17 protein-coding genes and 1 other RNA gene are annotated in these 19,771 nt (G+C 55.7%); 12 read left to right on the top strand and 6 right to left on the bottom strand.

Going from position 1 to position 19,771, the window contains the following annotated elements; translation table 11 throughout:
* Positions 1 to 70: 70 nt before the first annotated feature.
* Together B5G03_RS12240 and B5G03_RS12235 are read left to right on the top strand one after the other, a co-directional pair.
* Entirely contained in the window at positions 71 to 355 is a 285-nt protein-coding gene (locus B5G03_RS12240) for a DUF2508 family protein (protein WP_087181978.1), read from the top strand.
* Entirely contained in the window at positions 352 to 606 is a 255-nt protein-coding gene (locus tag B5G03_RS12235; RefSeq protein ID WP_162613404.1) for a pro-sigmaK processing inhibitor BofA family protein, read from the top strand. The genes B5G03_RS12240 and B5G03_RS12235 overlap by 4 nt, the downstream gene beginning before the upstream one ends.
* Positions 607 to 656: 50 nt before the next feature.
* Here B5G03_RS12235 and rnpB read toward each other — a convergent pair.
* Positions 657 to 994, bottom strand: an RNA gene (rnpB, locus tag B5G03_RS12230) — RNase P RNA component class A.
* Between the two features lie 300 nt (positions 995 to 1,294).
* Here rnpB and gdhA point away from each other — a divergent pair.
* The 9 genes from gdhA to B5G03_RS12185 all read left to right on the top strand — a co-directional run bounded on the left by gdhA (position 1,295) and on the right by B5G03_RS12185 (position 12,187).
* On the top strand, positions 1,295 to 2,644 hold the full coding sequence (gdhA, locus tag B5G03_RS12225; protein ID WP_087181976.1) for an NADP-specific glutamate dehydrogenase: 1,350 nt from the start codon (positions 1,295 to 1,297) through the stop codon (positions 2,642 to 2,644).
* 118 nt (positions 2,645 to 2,762) lie between these two features.
* Positions 2,763 to 3,623 carry an RluA family pseudouridine synthase gene (locus B5G03_RS12220; protein WP_087181975.1) on the top strand — a complete coding sequence of 287 codons (861 nt, stop codon included), beginning with the start codon at positions 2,763 to 2,765 and terminating at the stop codon, positions 3,621 to 3,623.
* Between the two features lie 170 nt (positions 3,624 to 3,793).
* A complete protein-coding gene (locus B5G03_RS12215) occupies positions 3,794 to 5,590 on the top strand; it encodes a peptidoglycan DD-metalloendopeptidase family protein (protein ID WP_087181974.1) in 1,797 nt (598 codons plus the stop codon).
* A gap of 116 nt (positions 5,591 to 5,706) precedes the next feature.
* On the top strand, positions 5,707 to 7,530 hold the full coding sequence (locus B5G03_RS12210) for a peptidoglycan DD-metalloendopeptidase family protein (protein WP_087181973.1): 1,824 nt from the start codon (positions 5,707 to 5,709) through the stop codon (positions 7,528 to 7,530).
* Between the two features lie 331 nt (positions 7,531 to 7,861).
* Positions 7,862 to 9,145, top strand: coding sequence for a UDP-N-acetylglucosamine 1-carboxyvinyltransferase (locus B5G03_RS12205; RefSeq protein WP_058967148.1), 1,284 nt, complete (start codon positions 7,862 to 7,864; stop codon positions 9,143 to 9,145).
* Positions 9,146 to 9,222: 77 nt separating this feature from the next.
* Positions 9,223 to 10,011 (top strand): MBL fold metallo-hydrolase, encoded by a 789-nt coding sequence (locus B5G03_RS12200; RefSeq protein ID WP_087181972.1) that lies wholly within the window; start codon positions 9,223 to 9,225, stop codon positions 10,009 to 10,011.
* A gap of 4 nt (positions 10,012 to 10,015) precedes the next feature.
* Positions 10,016 to 10,501 (top strand): 23S rRNA (pseudouridine(1915)-N(3))-methyltransferase RlmH, encoded by a 486-nt coding sequence (rlmH, locus tag B5G03_RS12195; RefSeq protein ID WP_087181971.1) that lies wholly within the window; start codon positions 10,016 to 10,018, stop codon positions 10,499 to 10,501.
* Between the two features lie 105 nt (positions 10,502 to 10,606).
* Complete coding sequence (locus tag B5G03_RS12190; protein WP_087181970.1) at positions 10,607 to 11,047, top strand: WapI family immunity protein; 441 nt, start codon at positions 10,607 to 10,609, stop codon at positions 11,045 to 11,047.
* Positions 11,048 to 11,158: 111 nt separating this feature from the next.
* Positions 11,159 to 12,187 (top strand): WG repeat-containing protein, encoded by a 1,029-nt coding sequence (locus tag B5G03_RS12185; RefSeq protein WP_087181969.1) that lies wholly within the window; start codon positions 11,159 to 11,161, stop codon positions 12,185 to 12,187.
* Positions 12,188 to 13,528: 1,341 nt separating this feature from the next.
* On the opposite strand, the gene B5G03_RS12175 is transcribed toward B5G03_RS12185, so the two are convergent.
* From B5G03_RS12175 to B5G03_RS17110, 4 genes are all read right to left on the bottom strand, one after another.
* On the bottom strand, positions 13,529 to 13,975 hold the full coding sequence (locus B5G03_RS12175) for a DUF6650 family protein (protein ID WP_087181967.1): 447 nt from the start codon (positions 13,973 to 13,975) through the stop codon (positions 13,529 to 13,531).
* Between the two features lie 130 nt (positions 13,976 to 14,105).
* Positions 14,106 to 14,834 carry a hypothetical protein gene (locus B5G03_RS12170; protein ID WP_087181966.1) on the bottom strand — a complete coding sequence of 243 codons (729 nt, stop codon included), beginning with the start codon at positions 14,832 to 14,834 and terminating at the stop codon, positions 14,106 to 14,108.
* A 58-nt stretch (positions 14,835 to 14,892) separates the two neighbouring features.
* Complete coding sequence (locus B5G03_RS12165) at positions 14,893 to 17,967, bottom strand: type I restriction endonuclease subunit R (protein ID WP_087181965.1); 3,075 nt, start codon at positions 17,965 to 17,967, stop codon at positions 14,893 to 14,895.
* Positions 17,968 to 17,973: 6 nt separating this feature from the next.
* Complete coding sequence (locus B5G03_RS17110; RefSeq protein ID WP_140401691.1) at positions 17,974 to 18,522, bottom strand: hypothetical protein; 549 nt, start codon at positions 18,520 to 18,522, stop codon at positions 17,974 to 17,976.
* Positions 18,523 to 18,614: 92 nt separating this feature from the next.
* Here B5G03_RS17110 and B5G03_RS12160 point away from each other — a divergent pair, with 92 nt between their 5' ends.
* Positions 18,615 to 19,184, top strand: a complete 570-nt coding sequence (locus B5G03_RS12160) for a restriction endonuclease subunit S (RefSeq protein ID WP_206423624.1) — start codon at positions 18,615 to 18,617, stop codon at positions 19,182 to 19,184.
* Here B5G03_RS12160 and B5G03_RS12155 read toward each other — a convergent pair.
* Positions 19,181 to 19,771 (bottom strand): restriction endonuclease subunit S, encoded by a 591-nt coding sequence (locus B5G03_RS12155; protein WP_087181963.1) that lies wholly within the window; start codon positions 19,769 to 19,771, stop codon positions 19,181 to 19,183. The genes B5G03_RS12160 and B5G03_RS12155 overlap by 4 nt on opposite strands.

The raw sequence follows: 19,771 nt of genomic DNA, 5'->3' as shown, positions 1-19,771 counted from the left end.
GGTCGCGTATACCGGGCCATACTGGAAGCATATCCATAAACAGGAAGGATTCGAAGGGAGTGGATCGCCAATGATGGAAGCTGCCGCCAAACGGCCGCCTGCGCTGCAGCGGGTGGCCCGGGCCCTGACCGAGGACCGGCAGGAGCGGCTGGACCGGGAGGCATGCCAGGTGCTGCCCCTGGAGGAGCAGCTGCGCCGCTGCCTTGCGCAGATGCGCCAGAACCAGATGTGCTTTGATCTGGAGACCGAACCGGAGCTGATCGACGCACTGATCTATGAATACCAAGCCATTCAAAGCCGTTACCGCTACTACCAGCGCAAGGCCCGGGCCCAGGGGCTGCGGGCCATCCTGTGACGGCGCTGGCCCTGGGGGCGGCCGTGCTGCTGGTGGCAGTGGGGCTGGCCGCGGGGCGCAGCCGCCGCCCGGTGCGCACGGCGCTGAGCGCGGCGCTCACCGGAATGGGCGCGCTGGGGGCGGTGAACCTGCTTGCGCCGGTCACCGGTGTGAGTCTGGCGCTGAACTGGGCCACCAGCTTTATGGCGGTGGTGCTGGGCGCGCCGGGGGTCATCACCCTGCTGCTGCTGGATTTGCTTTTGGGGCTTTGAACATCAAAAAGGGCGTGTTTCCCCAACGGGAAACACGCCCTTTTTGATAGAAAACGACCGGACCGTAAGCCGGGTTCTGTATTAAACGACAATCTGTCTAGACCCTGCGTTGCCGCAGGGTTCATGCCACCTCCGGGGCGCGCGGGGAACGCTGTATGCCCCATACGGGTGTTGCTTCTGGTAGGGTTTACATAGCCGCAAAGTCGCCAGTGCGCTGGTGAGCTCTTACCTCGCCTTTCCATCCTTACCGCAAAATGCGGCGGTTTCTTTCTGTTGCACTATCCCTAGGGTCGCCCCCGGCTGCCGTTAGCAGTTACCATTCCCCTGTGAAGCCCGGACTTTCCTCAGAGCGAACGCAATGCCGCCCCGCTGCCGTATGTTCCACTCGTTTTCCGCTCCATATTGTATCACACAACGGCTTTCGACGCAAGCCCGGCACGAAAACCCTGCCTTTTTGGGAAAAGTATGACTGATTCGACAAAGCGTTTTGTGAATTTGCACAAAAAATATTGGCTGAATCGCTTTAAAAAACTGCTTGAGCAGTTGAAGTTTTTTCTTGCAAACACTTTAATGCGGTTTTATAATAAAATGCATAGCAGTGCAGCAGGGCTTTGGCCCTGATCGATAAACGCGATAGATTCCGATCCGCTGCCTATCAATGATGATCGTTTGAAAGGGGAAGTACGTTATGTTCAAAAACGATTACCTGGCCCGTGTATATGCACAGGTGGAAGCCCGCAACCCCAACGAGCCTGAGTTCCTGCAGGCCGTGCGCGAGGTTCTGGAGAGCCTGCAGACCCTGGTGGAAAAGCACCCGGAATATGAGAAGAACGGCGTTCTGGAGCGCCTGGTGGAGCCCGAGCGCTTCATTCAGTTCCGCGTTTCCTGGGTGGACGACGCCGGTAAGGTCCAGGTGAACCGCGGCTTCCGCGTTCAGTTCAACAGCGCCATCGGCCCCTACAAGGGCGGCCTGCGCCTGCATCCCAGCGTGAACGCCTCGGTCATCAAATTCCTGGGCTTCGAGCAGATCTTCAAGAACAGCCTGACCGGCCTGCCCATGGGCGGCGGCAAGGGCGGTTCCGACTTTGACCCCAAGGGCAAGAGCGACGCCGAGATCATGCGCTTCTGCCAGAGCTTCATGACCGAGCTGAGCAAGCACATCGGTCAGTTCACCGACGTTCCCGCCGGCGACATCGGCGTGGGCGCCCGTGAGATCGGTTACATGTACGGCCAGTACAAGCGCCTGCGCAACGAGTTCACCGGCGTGCTCACCGGCAAGGGCCTGAATTGGGGCGGCAGCCTGGCCCGCACCGAGGCCACCGGCTACGGCCTGTGCTACTTCACCCAGGAGGCTCTGCAGTGCATGCGGTCCGACAGCTTTGCCGGTAAGACCGTTGTGGTGAGCGGCAGCGGCAACGTGGCCATCTACGCCTGCCAGAAGGCCTCCGAGCTGGGCGCCAAGGTAGTTGCCATGAGCGACTCCACCGGCTATGTATACGATCCCAACGGCATCGACCTGGCCCTGATGAAGGAGATCAAGGAGGTCCGCCGCGCCCGCATCGTGGAGTACGCCAACGCCAAGGAGAGCGCCACCTTCACCGAGGGCTGCAAGGGCATCTGGACCATCCCCTGCGACATCGCCCTGCCCTGCGCCACCCAGAACGAGCTGGACGGCGAGAGCGCCAAGGCTCTGGTTGCCAACGGCTGCACCGTGGTGTGCGAAGGCGCCAACATGCCCAGCACTCCCGAAGCCATCGAGATTTTCCTGGCCAACAACGTGCTGTATGGTCCCGCCAAGGCGGCCAACGCCGGCGGTGTTGCCACCAGCGGCCTGGAGATGAGCCAGAACAGCCTGCGCCTGTCCTGGACCTTCGAGGAAGTGGACGAGCGCCTGAAGGGCATCATGAAGGGCATCTTCCACGCTGCTTACGATGCTTCCGTAGCCTGTGACGCCCCCGGCAACCTGATGGTGGGCGCCAACGTGGCCGGCTTCATCAAGGTGGCCGATAGCATGATCGCTCAGGGCATCGCCTACTAATCATTGCATTTTCTTTGGGGCACCCCGCGCGGGTGCCCCTTTTTGTTTGCCCGACAGTGCGGGAAAATGCTATAATGCCAGTACAACAGCAAAACCAACGAAAGAGGGAAACGACCCCATGGAACTGAGCTTTATTGTGCCGCCCCGCTTTGAGGGCGGCTGCCTGCGGGATTTTCTGCGGGCCAGCGGCGTGTCGGCCACGCTGATCAAGGCGGTGAAAAATGAGACCGGCGGCTTCTGGGTGGAGGACGGCCCCGCCCGTACCTGTGACACAGTGCACGCCGGGCAGATGGTTACCTTTGTGCTGCCGCCGGAAAAGCCCACCACCGTGGAGCCCCAGGACATCCCGCTGACCATCGCCTACGAGAGCCAGCACGTGATGGTGTTGGAAAAGCCGGCGGGCATGGCGGTGCATCCCACCCTGAATTACGCGGACGGCACCCTGGCCAACGCCTACATGGGCCTTTTGCGCCAGCGGGGCCAGCAGGGCGTGTTCCGGCCGGTGAACCGCATTGATAAGGACACCTCCGGCCTGGTGCTCTGCGCCAAAAACGCCTATGCCGCCCCGCTGCTGGCCAAAGGGGTGAGCAAGGTATACCGGGCGGTGCTGGAGGGCTGTCCGACCCAGAAGGAGGGGCGAATCGACGCGCCCATCGCCCGCGCACCGGGCAGCATCATCCTGCGGCAGGTGGCCCCGGAGGGCAAACCCAGCCATACCAGCTACCAGGTGGAGACGGAGAAAAACGGCCTGTGTCTGGTGGCGGCGGTGCCTATTACCGGCCGCACCCACCAGCTGCGGGTGCATTTTGCCCACATCGGCTGCCCGCTGGCCGGGGATGAACTGTACGGCGGAAGCCGCCAGCGCATCGGACGCCAGGCGCTGCACTGTGCCCGGATGGAGTTCACTGAGCCGGGCACCCAAAAAACCGTGGTGGTGGAAAGCCCGCTTCCGCCGGATATGCAGAGCCTGCTGGAATAAACGTACAAAGGCGGCGCGTCCCCGCAGAGGGGGATGCGCCGCCCTTTGCTTGTGCCGGAAAAAGTTTGAAAACCCTGTGAAAATGGCCGCCCGCCGGTTGCGTTTTGTTCTACAAGTTGTCTATAATGATATTGTACACTTTGTAGAAGAAAGGCGGCGGGCGCTTTTTTATGGCACAATGCGTGGAAAATAAGACCCCGAACGGGCAGAAAAACAGCAGACAGCGGTGGCTCCGGCTGCGGGCGGAGGCAGTCCGTCTGGCAAAGCGGCTTCGTTTCAGCCGGGGCGCGGCGGTGCTGGGGCAGTTTCTCTACGATGTGGGCTTCTGGGGGGAGTATACCGCCCGGAGGCTGGTGCGGGGAAGCTGGAAGGCCTGCTGCTTTTTGGGGCAGCGCTGTGCGTATGTCTGGAACCGGGCGGCGGGTCTGGCAGGAAATGCGCTGAAAACCGGCGCGCAGGACCTGACCGCACCGTTCACCCGCATGGCAAACGGCGCGAAGAACATCCGCGCCCGGGTGCAGGAGGAAAAGCAGGCAGGCACAGCCCACGCGGCCAGGGAGGGCCTGCGCTACTTTGCCTTGGGCGTACACAAATATTTTCCGCTTTTGGGCCGGGCGGCGGCATACGTGCTGCCGGTGGCGGCGCTGGCGGTGTTCGGTTATACGGTACATACCGTGCTGGAATACAACTATGTTCTGGCGGTGGAAGTGAACGGCAGCGTGGTGGGCTATGTGCAGACCGAGCAGGTATTCGACTCCGCGAGGGAAGAGGTGGCCCAGCGAATCAACTACGCGGGCGCGGGGGAAGAAAGCTGGACCGTGGAACCCTCCTACCAGATCGCGGTGGGGGAGCAGGTGCTGAACGAAAACCAGATGGCGGATGCCATTCTGGAAAGCTCCAGCAGCGAGATCCAAAGCGCCACCGGCCTGTATGTGAACGGCGAGCTGGTGGCAGTGACCACCGAGGGAGACCGGCTGCGCCAGGAGCTGGACAATATGCTTGCCCCCTATCAGAACCCGGACGACCCGAACCTGACCGTGGCCTTCAACAAGGAGGTGCGCTGCGAGGACAGCATCTACTTTACCAGCACGCTGGTGCCGGTGGATGAGATCATCGGGAAGCTGCACGGCGAGGAGCAGGGCGCGGTTTACTACACCATCCAGTCGGGCGATACTCCCTGGACCGTGGCGGGCAGCTTCGGCATCAGTGTGGACGAGCTGCAGGCCCAGAACCCGGACTATGATTTTAACTCCAATTCCGGCTTCCCGGTGGGCTGTCAGCTGACCATCAGCCAGGCCATGCCCTACCTGCAGGTCAAGCGCACTCTGGTAAGTACCTATCAGGAGACCATCCCCTATGAAACGGAGGAACAGCAGGACAGCACCCTGCCCATGGGCACGGTGCAGGTGGTGCAGGAGGGAGCCGAGGGCCTGGCCGAGATCACCCAGCAGCAGGTGTTCTACGGCGATTCCTCCACCCCCAGCGAGACCACGATCATCGACCGGGTGGTGGTGCAGGAGCCGGTGAAGCGCATTGTGGCCATGGGCCAGTATGTCCCGGCGGAAAATATTGCCTATCTTTCCGACGGCAGCACCCTGATCTGGCCGGTGCCCGCCTACCGGGGCATCAGCCGGTGGATGCTGGGCGCAGGTGGCAAGATTCACGGCGGCGTGGATATCCGAGCCAATTACGGCACCGAGATTCTGGCGTCGGCCTCCGGTCAGGTCACGGTGGCGGGGTATCACTGGAGCTACGGCAACTATGTGGTCATCAACCACGGAAACGGTTACCAGACCCTGTACGCTCATGCCAGCAGTCTGGCGGTGCGGGCCGGGCAGACCGTGGCGCAAGGGCAGGTGATCGCCTATGTGGGCTCCACCGGTAAATCCAGCGGAAACCATTGCCATTTCGAGATTCGGTTGAACGGCGCGCGCCAGCAGCCAAGGGACTTTTTCCCCAATAAATGAGGGTTCTTTTGAAAGGAGTGTGAAAAAAACTGCCAAATCCTTGCCCTTTTGACCCCTTTCGCGCTATAATGGGGGATGTATAAAAGCAAGGAAGGAGGGCGGTCAGGCTGGCGATTTTGGAAAAGACCCCGGAAACGGAAGAGAAAACCAACCAACAAGAACAGCAGACCGGCTCCCCCTCTCCCGGAAAAGGCCCGGGCAGATGGGAAGCGATCAAACAGAAAATCCTGCAGAAGGCTGGCCCCTGGATTGAGCGGGCCAAGCGGCACCCGGAAACAGCGGTGCTGGGGCAGTTTTTATATAACGTAGGCTTTTGGGGCGAATATACCGCCCGGCGGATGGTCCGCTTTGTGTGGAACTGCATCCGCAAGGCAGGCGAACGCATCGTCTGGTTATGGGGCCTGGGAGCGGGGCTGGCAGGGAACGCGCTGAAAACCGGCGTGCAGGACCTGACCGCACCGTTCACCCGCATGGCAAACGGCGCGAAGAACATCCGCGCCCGGGTGCAGGAGGAAAAGCAGGCAGGCACGGCCCACGCGGCCAAGGAGGGCCTGCGCTACTTTGCCTTGGGCGTACACAAATATTTCCCGCTTTTGGGCCGGGCGGCGGCATACGTGCTGCCGGTGGCGGCGCTGGCGGTGTTCGGCTATACGGTACATACCGTGCTGGAATACAACTATGTTCTGGCGGTGGAAGTGAACGGCAGCGTGGTGGGCTATGTACAGACCGAGCAGGTGTTCGACTCCGCCAAGGAAGAGGTGGCTCAGCGTATCAACTACGCGGGCACCGACCGGGAAGGCTGGACCGTGGAGCCCTCCTACCAGATCGCGGTGGGCGAGGAAGTGATGGACGAAAACCAGATGGCGGCCGCCATTCTGGAAAGCTCCAGCGACGAGATCCAGAACGCCACCGGCGTTTACGTGAACGGCGAGCTGGTGGCGGTGACCACCGAGGGGGATGTGCTGCAGGCAGATCTGGACAGCATGATCGCACCCTACGAGGACCCGGAAAACCCGAACCTGACGGTGGAATTCACCAAGGATATCCGGCTGGAAAACAGCCTCTATTTCACCGACACCATCGTGCCGGTGGAGCAGATCATCGAGAAGTTCCACGGTGAGGAGCAGGGCGCGGTGTACTATACCATCCAGTCGGGCGATACCCCCTGGACCGTGGCGGGCAGCTTCGGCATCAGTGTGGACGAGCTGCAGGCCCAGAACCCGGATCTGGACTTCAATTCCAGCTCCGGCTTCCCGGTGGGCGGCCAGCTGACCATCAGCCAGGCGATGCCCTACCTGCAGGTGAAGCGCACCCTGGTGAGCACCTATCAGGAGACCATTCCCTACAACACCGAGGAGCAGGAGGACGAAGACCTGGCCTTCGGTACCACCAAGATCATTCAGGACGGCGCGGAAGGCCTGGCTGAGGTGACCCAGCAGCAGGTGTTCTACGGCGATTCCTCCACCCCCAGCGAGACCACGATCATCGACCGGGTGGTGGTGCAGGAGCCGGTGACCAAGATCATTGCCAAGGGCAAGAAGCTTGCCAACGGCGATCTGGCCAGCACCGGCAGCGGCAGCCTGATGTGGCCGGTACCCGGTTACAGCTACGTGAGCCGCTGGATGAGCAGCTACCACAAGGGCGCGGATATCTGTGCCCCCTATGGCACGCCCATCTATGCGTCGGACAGCGGCGTGGTGACCACCGCCGGCTACCACTACAGCTACGGCAACTACGTGATCATCAACCACGGCAACGGCTATCAGACCCTGTATGCTCATGCCAGCCGTCTGAACGTGCATGTGGGCCAGGCGGTAAGCCAGGGCGATGTGATCGCCTATGTGGGCTCTACCGGCAATTCCACCGGTAACCATTGCCATTTCGAGGTGTATGTGAACGGCGTGCGCCGCTCCGCCCGCGAGTGGTTCCCCTACAAATAAGTGGAAAACCGGTTGAAAACCCGCAAAAAGGCTTGCGCTAAGCCGAAAAAACTGCTATGATTAACCTCGGACTTTCCTGGGCTTTGCCCGGAAAAGTCCGGGGTTTTTTTGCGGAGATTTCGGCATCGGGTTAAAAAGATGCTTTTCTGCGAAAAACATCGATTAAACGGAAACATAGATCCCGGATACATGTGCGCAGCTGGCGCATAGAGGTTACAAAATACGTAAATACTACTCTCAAACCTTTCATTCCGCGGAGATCCGGTGTATAATATAACAGTTGTGATGCAGTTGAAGCAGAACGCCTCAAAGCGCGCAAAGGAGAGTTATCGTGGAGAAATTTGTTATCAACGGGGGTAAGCCCCTTCAGGGCGAAGTGACCATCAGCGGTGCGAAGAACGCGGTGGTAGCCATTTTGCCCGCCACTATCCTGGCAGCCGATAAATGCGTGATCGAGAATGTGCCCGCCATCAGCGATGTGGCCGTCTCGCTGGAGATCCTCACCGCCCTGGGCGCTAAGGTGCGGATGCTCAATAAAAATACCTACGAGATCGACACCACCCACATCAACAGCACCGAGGTTCCGGACGATCTGTCCCGTCAGATGCGGGCGAGCTACTATTTCCTGGGTGCATTGCTGGGCCGCTTTGGCTCCGGCCAGGTCGCCATGCCCGGCGGCTGCAACCTGGGTCCCCGCCCCATCGACCAGCACCTGAAGGCTTTCAGCGCTCTGGGCGCGGGCGATTCGGTGGAGTACGGCATGATCAAGGTGAGCGGCAGCCCCCTGAAGGGTGCCCATGTGTTCTTTGACAATGTGTCGGTGGGCGCCACCATGAACGCCATGCTCAGCGCCGTGCTGGCCGAGGGCCAGACCGTGCTGGAGAACGTGGCCAAGGAGCCCCACATCGTGGACCTGGCCAACTTCCTGAATATGATGGGTGCCGACGTGCGCGGCGCGGGTACCGACGTGATCCGCATCCGCGGCAAGAAGAGCATGCACGGCTGCACCTATTCCATCATCCCGGACCAGATCGAGGCCGGCAGCTACATGGTGGCTGCCGCCATCACCGGGGGCAACGTGCTCATCAAGAACGTGATTCCCAAGCATCTGGAGCCCATCACCGCAAAGATGGAGCTGGCAGGCGTGACCGTGGAGGAGTATGACGATTCCATCCGCGTGTGCCGCACCGGCGATCTGATGCCGCTGAAGATCAAGACCATGCCCCATCCGGGCTTCCCCACCGATATGCAGCCCCTGATGACCGTGCTGCTCACCACCGCCAAGGGCACCTCTATCGTGACCGAGGGCATCTGGGAGAACCGCTTCCGCTATGTGGATGAGCTGGTGCGCATGGGCGCCAACATCCAGGTGGACGGCCAGGTGGCCGTGATCGAGGGTGTGCCTGAGCTGCAGCCCGCGCCGCTGCGCGCTTCCGACCTGCGGGCAGGTGCCGCGCTGGTCATGGCCGCACTGAGCGCCAAGGGCACCAGCGAGGTTTCGGAGATCGCGCACATCGAGCGCGGCTACGAGGATCTGGTGGAAAAGCTGCAGGGTCTGGGCGCAGACATCCGCCGGGTGGAAAAGCCCGCTGCCGGTCTGCCGCAGGCGCTGTGATCGCACTCTGATCGAAGATGAAAAAAGGCCGCGGAGCTGCGTTTTCCGCGGCCTTTCGTATACATATAGGAGAATTCATGGCATTTTTTACATCTCTTTATTCCGGTTCTTCCGGAAACTGCTCGGTGGTGCGCTGCGAGGGCAAGTATCTGCTCATTGATATGGGCAAGAGCTGCCGCACCACCCTGAACGCCCTGAAGGAGATGGGGCTGACCGTGGCCGACATGCAGGGCATCCTGGTGACCCACGAGCACTCAGACCACATCCAGGGCCTGCGGGTGTTTTTAAAGCATTATAACGTGCCGGTCTACGGCTGCAGCGCCACGCTGGACAACCTGCTGGATATGGAGCTGGTGCCCCCGGCGGCGGAGCTGATCGCCATTGAGGGCCGGCCGGAGGAGATCGGCGGCTTTGTGGTGGAGGCGTTCCCCACCAGCCATGACGTGCCCTGCTGTGGCTACCGCATCCGCACGCCGGACGGCGGGGTCATGGCCATCGCCACCGACCTGGGTGTGCTCACGCCCCAGGTGCACCAGGCGCTGGCCGGGGTAAAACTGGCGGCGCTGGAATCCAACTACGACCGCAACTGCCTGATGATGGGGTCCTATCCCTATCATCTGAAACGGCGCATCCAGTCTGACCGGGGCCACCTGGACAACGCGGAGTGCGCCGCCAAGGTGCTGGAGCTGCTGCAGGACGGCTGCGAGAAGATTGCCCTGTGCCATCTGAGCCGGGAAAACAATACCCCCGAGCTGGCGCTGGCCACGGTGCGGGAAGCGATTCTGTGCGCGGGACTGGTGCCCGGCGAGAACGTGGTCATCCAGGCCCAGAAGCGCAACGAGCCCAGTGATTGGATGGAGTTTTGATAACATGCAAAAGATCGATTTGATTTGTATCGGCAAGCTGAACGCCAGCTATTTTGCCGCGGGTGTGGCCGAGTACCAGAAGCGGCTGGGTGCCTTCTGTGAGTTTCGTATCATCGAGCTGCCGGAGGAGACCATCAGCGAAAAGAACGCCAGCCAGGCGGTGATCGACAAGGCCCTGGAGAAGGAGGGCCGGGCAATCCTGGCCAATGTGCGCAAGGGCGCGGCCCTGGTAGCGCTGTGCGTGGAGGGCAAGCTGGTTTCCAGCGAGGAGCTGGCGGCGGCCATTGCGGACCGGGCCATGAGCGGCGCGGGGGATATGGCCTTTGTGATCGGTTCCTCTCATGGGCTGGCCCCCATGGTAAAGCAGGCGGCGGCCATGAAGATCAGCCTGGGGCGCATTACGCTGCCCCATCAGCTGGCCCGCCTGGTGCTCACCGAACAGCTCTACCGGGCTTTTGCCATCAACAATCATATTAAGTATCATAAGTAATAAAAGCGGCCTGCGGAAATGCACAGGCCGCTTTTTGCGCTTCTATGGCCTTTGCCGGACGGCGAAAGACGTGGTATATTTGAGATGCAAAAGGAGGGGAAAACCATGAGGATTTGTTTGCGGGGGAATAAACCGGGGGAGTATTTTCAAATCGAACTGCCGGAGCGTACAGAGATTGAAGTTGACCGTGATTTGGATGACGGTTACGGTATCCCGGCCAGGCTGACCATTGCTGTGGGATGCCTGTACGCCCGGCTCGATGAGATTCCCGTGGTACCCGATGCCCTGTATTATTTTCACAACCAGTTGACCAGGTGCTATGAACAGTTGCGGGGAGAAGCGATATATCAGCCGCTCATCGAGGAGGAGCTGGAATTTTCCGTGAGAATGACCCAACAGGGAAAAGCTCTCCTGGTTGGATGCGTGAGAAAAGGCAATGAGGAAACGATGTGTGTGGAATTTGAAATGAAAACGGATCAATCCTGCTTTCCGTCTGTAATTCAGGAGATCAATGCCCTTGCAGAAGAATATTGTGCTGTACAGTGAGCGGTAAGAGGATTGCAGTTTTTGAAAAATTCACAGTTTCGTGGTACAATAACAAAAACCCGGCCCGCGCTGCAACAGCGCGCAGGGCCATCACAGAGAGGAGAATCCCCCTTGAATAAAAAATGGATCGCCGCCGCGCTGGCGGTGTGCCTGGCGGTGGGCTTTACCGCCTGCAAAAAATCGGATGAGGGCTACGGTGTGACCGAGATTGGCCCGGAAAAGACCAGCGCGCCGTCCACTGTGCAGCCGCAGCCCAGCGCGGAGCCTACCGCCACCCCGAAGCCCCAGGCAGGCTTTGTGGTGGGGCCGGTGAAGGATGTCGACATCGTGGCCTCGCTGGCGGATTACTCCGCGCCCTCCCAGACCCAGCTGAGCCTGGAGGAGCGGGAGCAGCTGGCTTTCTTCAAACAGAACGGCAAGACCGGCGTGATCGACCTGAAGGGCAATATCGTGATTCCGGCAGAAAAGGACGTGCATTGGTGTCCGGTGTGCGGCATCACCAACGAGGGTGAGACCGAGATTTACAACGCCAAAGGCGAGGTGATCGGTTCCGGCGGGCATGGCCAGTTTGAGAGCCCCATTTATTACGATACCAAGACCAAGGCCCTGTATCTGGAAAACATGGAGACGCTGGTTTCCTGGAACCAGGAGATGCTGAATACGTTGGAGCCGGTGATTGCCACTGTGGTTACCCTCACCCCCACCACCCAGGAGGATTCTGGCTGGAAGGGCAGCTTTTTGAACGACGAATCCTCTCCGGTGATCGTGGGCGAGACCGAGGGCTATATGCTTTTCAAGCCGGATGGCACCGCGCTGAGCAATCAGGTTTATGAGGAGATCCAGCGGGCCAGCACCGGGACCTTCGCGGTGAAGCAGAACGGTTTGTGGGGCTATGTGAACCAGGAGACCGGCGAAGAGATGGTGAAGTGCCAGTATCTGGAGGCCCTGCCCTTCAACGGCGACCGGGCCGCGGTAAAGGCTGAGAGCGGCTGGGGGTATATCAGCCTGACCGGCCGCCAGAAGACCAGCATGGACTTCCTGGGCGCAGCCAGCGCAGCGGACGAGTCCACTGCATGGGTACGCACCGCTGAAGGCTGGGGCGTGGTAAATCTGAGTGATTACCCCCCGCAGGCCAGCTGAGCAAAACAAATCAGAACAATGTAAAAGCCCACCGGCGCAAAATTTGCGCCGGTGGGCTTTTTTACTGCGGAAGAGGGCAGACTCAAAACAAAAAGAAAAAGACCTGAAACCGAAGTTTCAGGTCTTTCTGGTGGAGATAAGCGGGATCGAACCGCTGACCTCTTGAATGCCATTTTATGGGACTATTAGTACAAATGGAAAAGCCGAAAAATATCGCGGAATCAAGCCATTTTCGGGCTCTTTTGTTTCTATATTTTAGTTGCAAAATACGCCGATTCAATACCAGTTCATTACGACCTTTGGATGGACAAATTTTGCAGCGCATTTGGTACAGAACTTACTGTGTGATCTGTACACACCCGCACCTCTCAAAGCTGGAGAAATCAAGGTTTTAGCGCCCCTGCCCCATAAAAAGCAGAGGGTATTTGTGAGGCCTGAGCGGGCAAAATCGGTGGGTATTTGTGGCAGGTGCGTACCGCTCGGCTTCCATCCGAAGTAGTGGCGGATTTTGCCAAAAATCAGAGGGTATCGCGGTGTCCTTATCCCGTGAATCTATTGTAACAAATCGCCGTTAAAATGGGAAGTAAAAAAGCAAAATCGGAGGGTATTTCTGGCGGTTTTGCACCTACCGATTTGTACTGTTTTAGAGCGGTTTTATACCAGCCCTACCCACCGATTTTTTATGGTTCCTTAAATGTTATCCAAACGGACGTACGCGTTCTCAAGAGTGCCTTTAGAGAGTGGGTGGGGGTATGCCCGCGAGCCAAATCTTGCCGAAAAGGTACGCTGGATAGCCGAGCAAACCGCACAGCCTACCGGCCTTTCCCGTTTTGGTCAGTATTTGACCCTGCTCTTTGAAGCGGATATGCTGTTCGGCAACGAGGACCGTCACCTGAACAACATCACCGTGCTGTGCCGGGGAGATGGTTTTAGCTACTGTCCCCTCTTCGATTTCGGGGCGGGGCTGCGCTCCAATACGCGGGACTACCCGTTGGACATTGAGCCGCGCGCCCACCTACGGCTACTGCACGCGCTTCCACTGGGCACTACCTTCAGCCGACATGTCCAGGCCGCCCAGGCCGTCTACGGCCCCCAGCTGGAGTGGGGGGACCGTCGATGACATCGTCGACGCGCTGACAGGACCAATTGGTTTTTATGCCCAGCGGGACTGCGCCGATATCGCTTGACAGGTAACGGCTTGTATTCAGATACAGGCCGAGAAGCTCCAGTGATGAAGGTATATTAGCTTCTCTCGCACTCTTGTCCCATTGGAAAAACCTATAGAATCCATAGGGCTTTCTTTGACGGACGATTGGCTTCCCGCTCTTGAAGGTCATGAATTCAATCTGGAATAACTTTCACGAAACTCAAATCATAGGCAGATGTTAATTTATTTATATTTTTCTTGAACTCTTTGCGGAAAGTGCTCATGGCTTGGGAAAAGGTAAAATCCACCCAATCTCCATCTTTGTTTTTATAAATTATCCCTGCTATAGAAACCGATTGTAAACGATCCAGAAAATCATTACACGAATCAACCATTTCATGCAGACAATTGATGGTCTCTTCATCGTAATTCTGTTTCTGGAGTGTATCGTAGAGTTTGGTTTTAATTTCAATAGCGGATTTTGCGCACCACGACTTAGTTTCCATTTCAATTGGATTCACTAGTAATCGCTTTGTTTCCAAGAAACAAAGCAGCGCTTGGAGATTATGCTTTGTATCTTCTGTGTATTCCCACGATAAACCACCAAATGGAGTATCAATTCCAGTAATTCTTATTCCCATTTTGTTACTATTTTCCTATTTTGATTCTCTCAATATTTGCTCGAGAGAACACATCCGTCATTTTCAACGCCTGTAAGCATATTAAGCTATGAGTATCTTTCTTGTCGCTTTTATCTTACTTACGTAAAAATCATTTCAATATCTCTGTAGCAGGAATACATCCCGCTCCTAAAACTATCTTATCCATATTCTTTATGTACAGCTCGGCATGGTTGTCTAGGGGCTTCGTGTCAATAAAAACTCGCCATTCTTTTTGATACTCATAGCGCTGAGATTTTATAAACGCGATACTCCACGGTCGGTTGCTTATAGTCTCGATTATTCGTCGCGGCGGCAAGGATTCTTCTTGTACATATTCAACAAATCCTTGGTAACCAACAAATTCTATTGTCTTAAACTGTTGTTCAATCGCTTGGATGGCTTTTTTCGCGTCCAAAACAACGATAAAAATGTCCTGAGTTTCATCCTCTTTTTTATATCGTAAAACCGCGTCTTTCAAATTCAGAGGATCTTTTGGATTATAATATAACTTACCTTCGGACACATTAATGTCGTTTTCTCCTGCGGCAAAAAAGCAATATACATATCCATTTATCGTACACTCTACATCTTTAAGCACAATATCCGGATTACGAAAATCACTTGTTGAACTAACTTCCAGTGTCGCATGCATTGATTCGTCTATAAGTTTTCCTTCTTTGTGGTCTCCCTGGAAGCCTTCTTCCATATTTCGAAAAAAATCCAGAGTATTCATGTATAATTGTCCTGTTGCGATAAATTGCAGCATATATCTTTTGTTGTTGAATATGCGAATCAAATACTTCGGTAAATGGACATCATCATAATCTTCAATCATCATAGTTTTCACCGATCTCTCTATCGCGACTCATCATGCAACATCTTGATTCACTCATGTGCTATGCATTATCCGTCCACATCTCGCACTGGCTCATGACCGTCTGCACGGCGTCCTCCATGCCCTCGGGCGGATACTTGTGCTTTTTCAGAAGGCGCTTGACCAGGCGACGCATGCCGGCGCGGGCGCTTTCTTTTTTCTGCCAGTCGATGGTGCGGTTTTTGCGCAGGGCATCGGTCAGCTCCTTGGTGATGGCAATCAGCTCGTCGTTTTCGTAGAAGTCCTTGATGGCCTGGGGTTTGGTCAGCGCATCGTAGAAGGCCAGCTCTTCCTGGTTCAGCCCCAGCTTTTGGCCTTCGGCGTTGGCAGCAGCAATATCCTTTGCCAGCTTCAGCAGCTCTTCGATGACCTGTTCGTTGGTCAGCATTCCGTTGAGATACCGGTGCATGGCACTCTGGATGATTTCAGAGAACTTTTCCGACTTCACCACGTTGGTTCGCCGGTAGAGGGACACCTGCTCCGCAATCAGCTTTTTCAGCAGCTCCACGGCCAGGTTCTTTTCTTTCATGCGGGAAATCTCTTCCAAGAACTTGGGATCGAACAGAGAGAACTCGGTACCCACGTCCGAAAACAGATTGATGACCCCTTCGCTCTGGATGCTGTGTTTCAGCAGCTCGTTGATTTTCTGGTTGACTTCGGGCAGAGTAAACTTCTTCCCTGTTCCGCCGGTGGCCAGGCGGACAAGCATCGTCCGCACTGCCTCAAAGTAGGCCGCTTCAAAGCGGGTCTTTTCGTCCACCAGGCTGCTGCACAGGGTGAGCGCCTGTTTCAGCAGCAGAGCCTCTTTAATATAGACGCTCTGGGTTCTGTCCTTTTCGGGCAGGTCGTGCTGCTGCACCGATTTGCCCAGCAGAAAGTTGACGCCGCCGCTAATCATCCGGGCTTTTTCCAGGTCGTCGCCGGTCAAAAAGCGGATGTAGTCAAAGCCGTGGAACAGATCCCGGCAAACCTCCAGCTTCTCCAGGAACTTGGGATAGGCTGCTTTGCTCACGTCCGGGTCGCCGTAGTTCTTTTTATCCCGCACGGTGTAGTCGTTCATGGCCTGTTTCAGGGCGGCGGCAATGCCCACATAGTCCACCACCAGACCGCCTTCTTTGTCCCGGAATACCCGGTTTACCCGTGCGATGGCCTGCATCAGGTTGTGCCCGGCCATGGGCTTGTACACATACATGGTGGCGAGGGACGGCACATCAAAGCCGGTGAGCCACATATCCACCACAATGGCGATTTTCAACGGAGAATTGTTATCCTTGAACTTGCGGGCAAGGTCTTCCTTGTGGGCCTTGTTGCCGATGACCTCCCGCCATTCCTCGGGGTCGTTGTTGCCCTGAGTCATCACCACGCCTACTTTTTCTGTCCAGTCCGGGCGCAGCTTGAGAATGCGCTTGTAAATCTTCATGGCGATGGGGCGGGAGTAGGCCACAATCATGGCCTTGCCGGTGAGCAGGTTGGCGCGGTAGTTCTCGTAGTGATCCAGAATGTCATCCACCAGAGAGGCAATGGTCTGGTCATTGCCCAAAATGGCCTCCATCTGGCCCAGCTGCTTTTTGCTCTTTTCAATGACAACCGAGTCGGCGTTCTGAGCCATCAGGTCATACTCCGCGTCAATGAGACGCAGGGTGTTTTCGTCCAGCTTCAGGTGGATGACCCGGCTCTCGTAGTAGACCGGGCGGGTGGCGCCGTCCTCCACAGCCTGGGTCATGTCGTAAATGTCGATGTAATCACCGAACACCTCGCGGGTGCTTCGGTCCTTGGAGGAAATGGGCGTACCGGTGAAACCGATGTATGTAGCATTGGGCAGGCTGTCCCGGATGATGCGGGCGGTGCCGATGGAGGTTTTCACTTCCAGCTCGCCCTTCTCATTCTGACGGGTGACGATTCTCTCGGTCAGGCCGTACTGTCCCCGGTGGGCCTCGTCCGCCATGACCACGATGTTCCGCCGCTGGGACAGCGCCTCGCCGGTCTCCTCGAACTTCTGCATGGTAGTAAAGATGATGCCGTTCGCCTGCCGGTTTGCCAACAGCTCCTGCAAATTCTGGCGGCTCTCGGCCTGCTGGGGTGTCTGGCGCAGGAAATCCTTACAGCGGGAGAACTGGCCGTACAGCTGGTTGTCCAGGTCGTTCCGGTCAGTTATCACCACGATGGTGGGGCTTTCCAACGCCTTTTGCAGATAGTGGGCATAGAAGACCATGGACAGCGACTTGCCGCTGCCCTGCGTGTGCCAGAATACGCCGCCCTTGCCGTCGGTAACGGTGGCGTGCTTGGTGGATTCCACGGCCTTTTTGACCGCGAAATACTGGTGATAGCCCGCCAGAATCTTGAAGGTGTTGGCTCCATCCACATTGAAGCAGACAAAGTTCTGGAGAATATCCAGAAACCGCTGCTTTTCAAAGATGCCCTCAAAGAAGGTGTCAAACTGGGCAGCCTGGGTGTTCTCGTAGCTGCCATCCTTGGTTTTCCACTCCATGAAGCGGTCCTCGCCGGAGGTGATGGTGCCTGCTTTGGAGGTGAAAAGGTCGCTCATTACGCAGACCTGATTGTAGATGAACAGGCCCGGGATCTCGTGCATATAGTTCCGCAGCTGGCGATAAGCGGCGGAGGCATCGGTCTCCTCACGGGAGGGGGATTTCAACTCCATTACAACCAGCGGTAGACCGTTGATGAACAACACCACATCGGGGCGCTTTTCGCTGTTTTCAATCACGGTCCACTGGTTGATGACGGTAAATCGGTTGTTCTCCGGGTGCTGATAATCCACCAGATAGACCAGCCCGGAGCGTTCCTCGCCCTTCACCACGAACTTGACCGGCACGCCGTTTTGCAGATAATCGGTGAAGACCATGTTTTTCTGCAACAGCGAACCGGACTCAAAGTTTTTCAGCTTGTAGATCGCATCGTCCAGCGCCGCTTGGGGCAGACCAGGGTTGATGGCCTGGAGCGCAGGCAGCAGTTCGTCCTCATAGAGGGGAGAATGATAGTCCCGCTCGATGTCCGGGCCGTAGACATGGGAATAGCCCAGGCTTTCGGTGAACAACTGCAACACGGCGTTTTCATAGTTGGATTCGGTGAAGGGCATGGTGGGTCACCTCGTAGAATATCTTGTGTACCATACATCAAACGCATTATCGCTGCGTTCGGTTTCCGAAAGCGTATGGGTATTCGAATCAACAGTATATCGGGAGCATTTTTGAATCTCTCCGTCTTTATACCAAACCAAGCTGCAAGTAGTTGCTGCGATATAGACATGTATGCCCTGTTTATATCTGTAAGAAGTTTCCAGAGTAAATCCAATAAGTTTTTCTCTATCCTTTCGAAAATGGTCCAGGTTCGTATCGTTGGGGGTTTTTACTTCCACAACTAGACAGTTGTTTTCATTGTCACCCCGACTATGAACTATAATGTCAGGATAGGTAAAGTGCTTATTCATTAAACTTTTGGGTTTCTCACCATTCCTGTTGTACTCACAGTCAACGGTAAGTCCAGATTCAGCCAAGTCATTCGCCAGATAAAGCCCAAGTCTAAAAACGATGGAACGTTCGCTACACTTCCTTTTAATCAATGAATAATCTTCAAGGTATAATTTAGCCAGTGCCCTTGTAAATTTCACTCGCACATTAACGTGATTAGGCATTTTTTCTCCTTTAGTCAGGGTTAAACGATAATTTACAGCAGCAAGCGCAGGCATTATATAAACATTATTTCCCATATAGTGTGGGTGATGAATTGCCTGATGGTTGGCGCATTGGCTCAGTTGGCGAAATCATCGAAATACACGATTCTAAACGGATTCCTCTCTCTGGTGCTGAAAGAGCAAAAATGGAGAAGAAAACATATCCCTATTATGGAGCAGCAGCTCTCATGGATTATGTAGATGATTACATTTTTGATGGCAAGTATCTCCTGCTCGGAGAGGATGGTACCGTGGTTGACGAAGCTGGCTATCCAATCCTGCAATATGTATGGGGGCAGTTTTGGGTAAATAACCATGCTCATATTCTCACTGGTAAGCTCGGCTTCAATGTCGAGAGTTTATATATGCTCTTTAAGCAAACGCCGGTAAAGGCTATTGTTACCGGAGCTGTCCAGCCGAAGATAAGTCAAACCAACTTGCGCTCTATTCAAGTAGTAATTCCTCCCCCAAAACTGCTGACGGATTACAATAGCCAGATTGAACCTTTGTTTGCACTCCTGCGGACAAACGAGGAAACAAACAAATCCTTAACTGCACTGAGAGACACACTACTTCCCAAACTTATGTCCGGTGAACTTGATGTCTCTAACATCCAGCTTTAAGCCGCTAAATTATCGTTTATACTCTTATTACATTCTATCTTCTCGTCAATGGTCTTTAGACACAATGCTATTTTTCTCTGGGTTTCAATGGGCGGGACTGGAACCACAATTTTTTTGAATGTTGTTTTGTTGAATTTGGGTTGCGCGCTACCAGTTACAATAGAAGCTATCGCGTGTTGCCCAACAGGGCTTTTGAACCAGTAATAATAGAAATCATCAATTCCTTTTGTTCTCAACATGATAGAATTGGGAGCAAGGCTCATTTTGAGCGTAAGTGTCGGACATCTAAATACTGTGCCAACATTTGCTCCAACATTGGAAATGATTATTTCTCCACCATAAAGTTTACTTTTGCTCAAAAACTCATAGGCGTGTTCATCAATATAAACAAAGTCACCCTTGAAGTTATTATTATAATCAACTAATCGAATTAAAACTGCAACATCAGGTTCTTCTTTGTATTGAACATTCTGAGCCAGAGAAGCGAAACTACCATTGGCAACATAATCAGTTATAGTATTTGAATAATCTCCTATGGTTGAAAGTTCCCATGAAGTGGGAAGAGTGCCGTATTTCCATTCAAGCAT

Source organism: Gemmiger sp. An50 (genome assembly GCF_002161595.1).
Classification (GTDB): domain Bacteria; phylum Bacillota; class Clostridia; order Oscillospirales; family Ruminococcaceae; genus Allofournierella.
Note: the sequence above shows the minus strand (reverse complement) of the source record. Positions and strands in the feature narration are given on the sequence as shown.

What these genes read in the sequence shown, in the direction of transcription:
- B5G03_RS12240 (WP_087181978.1), top strand. Translation starts at nt 71, where the DNA reads ATGATGGAAGCTGCCGCCAAACGGCCGCCTGCGCTGCAGCGGGTGGCC.
- gdhA (WP_087181976.1), top strand. Translation starts at nt 1,295, where the DNA reads ATGTTCAAAAACGATTACCTGGCCCGTGTATATGCACAGGTGGAAGCC.
- B5G03_RS12220 (WP_087181975.1), top strand. Translation starts at nt 2,763, where the DNA reads ATGGAACTGAGCTTTATTGTGCCGCCCCGCTTTGAGGGCGGCTGCCTG.
- B5G03_RS12215 (WP_087181974.1), top strand. Translation starts at nt 3,794, where the DNA reads ATGGCACAATGCGTGGAAAATAAGACCCCGAACGGGCAGAAAAACAGC.
- B5G03_RS12200 (WP_087181972.1), top strand. Translation starts at nt 9,223, where the DNA reads ATGGCATTTTTTACATCTCTTTATTCCGGTTCTTCCGGAAACTGCTCG.
- rlmH (WP_087181971.1), top strand. Translation starts at nt 10,016, where the DNA reads ATGCAAAAGATCGATTTGATTTGTATCGGCAAGCTGAACGCCAGCTAT.
- B5G03_RS12190 (WP_087181970.1), top strand. Translation starts at nt 10,607, where the DNA reads ATGAGGATTTGTTTGCGGGGGAATAAACCGGGGGAGTATTTTCAAATC.
- B5G03_RS12175 (WP_087181967.1), bottom strand. Translation starts at nt 13,975, where the DNA reads ATGGGAATAAGAATTACTGGAATTGATACTCCATTTGGTGGTTTATCG.
- B5G03_RS12170 (WP_087181966.1), bottom strand. Translation starts at nt 14,834, where the DNA reads ATGATGATTGAAGATTATGATGATGTCCATTTACCGAAGTATTTGATT.
- B5G03_RS12165 (WP_087181965.1), bottom strand. Translation starts at nt 17,967, where the DNA reads ATGCCCTTCACCGAATCCAACTATGAAAACGCCGTGTTGCAGTTGTTC.
- B5G03_RS17110 (WP_140401691.1), bottom strand. Translation starts at nt 18,522, where the DNA reads ATGCCTAATCACGTTAATGTGCGAGTGAAATTTACAAGGGCACTGGCT.
- B5G03_RS12155 (WP_087181963.1), bottom strand. Translation starts at nt 19,771, where the DNA reads ATGCTTGAATGGAAATACGGCACTCTTCCCACTTCATGGGAACTTTCA.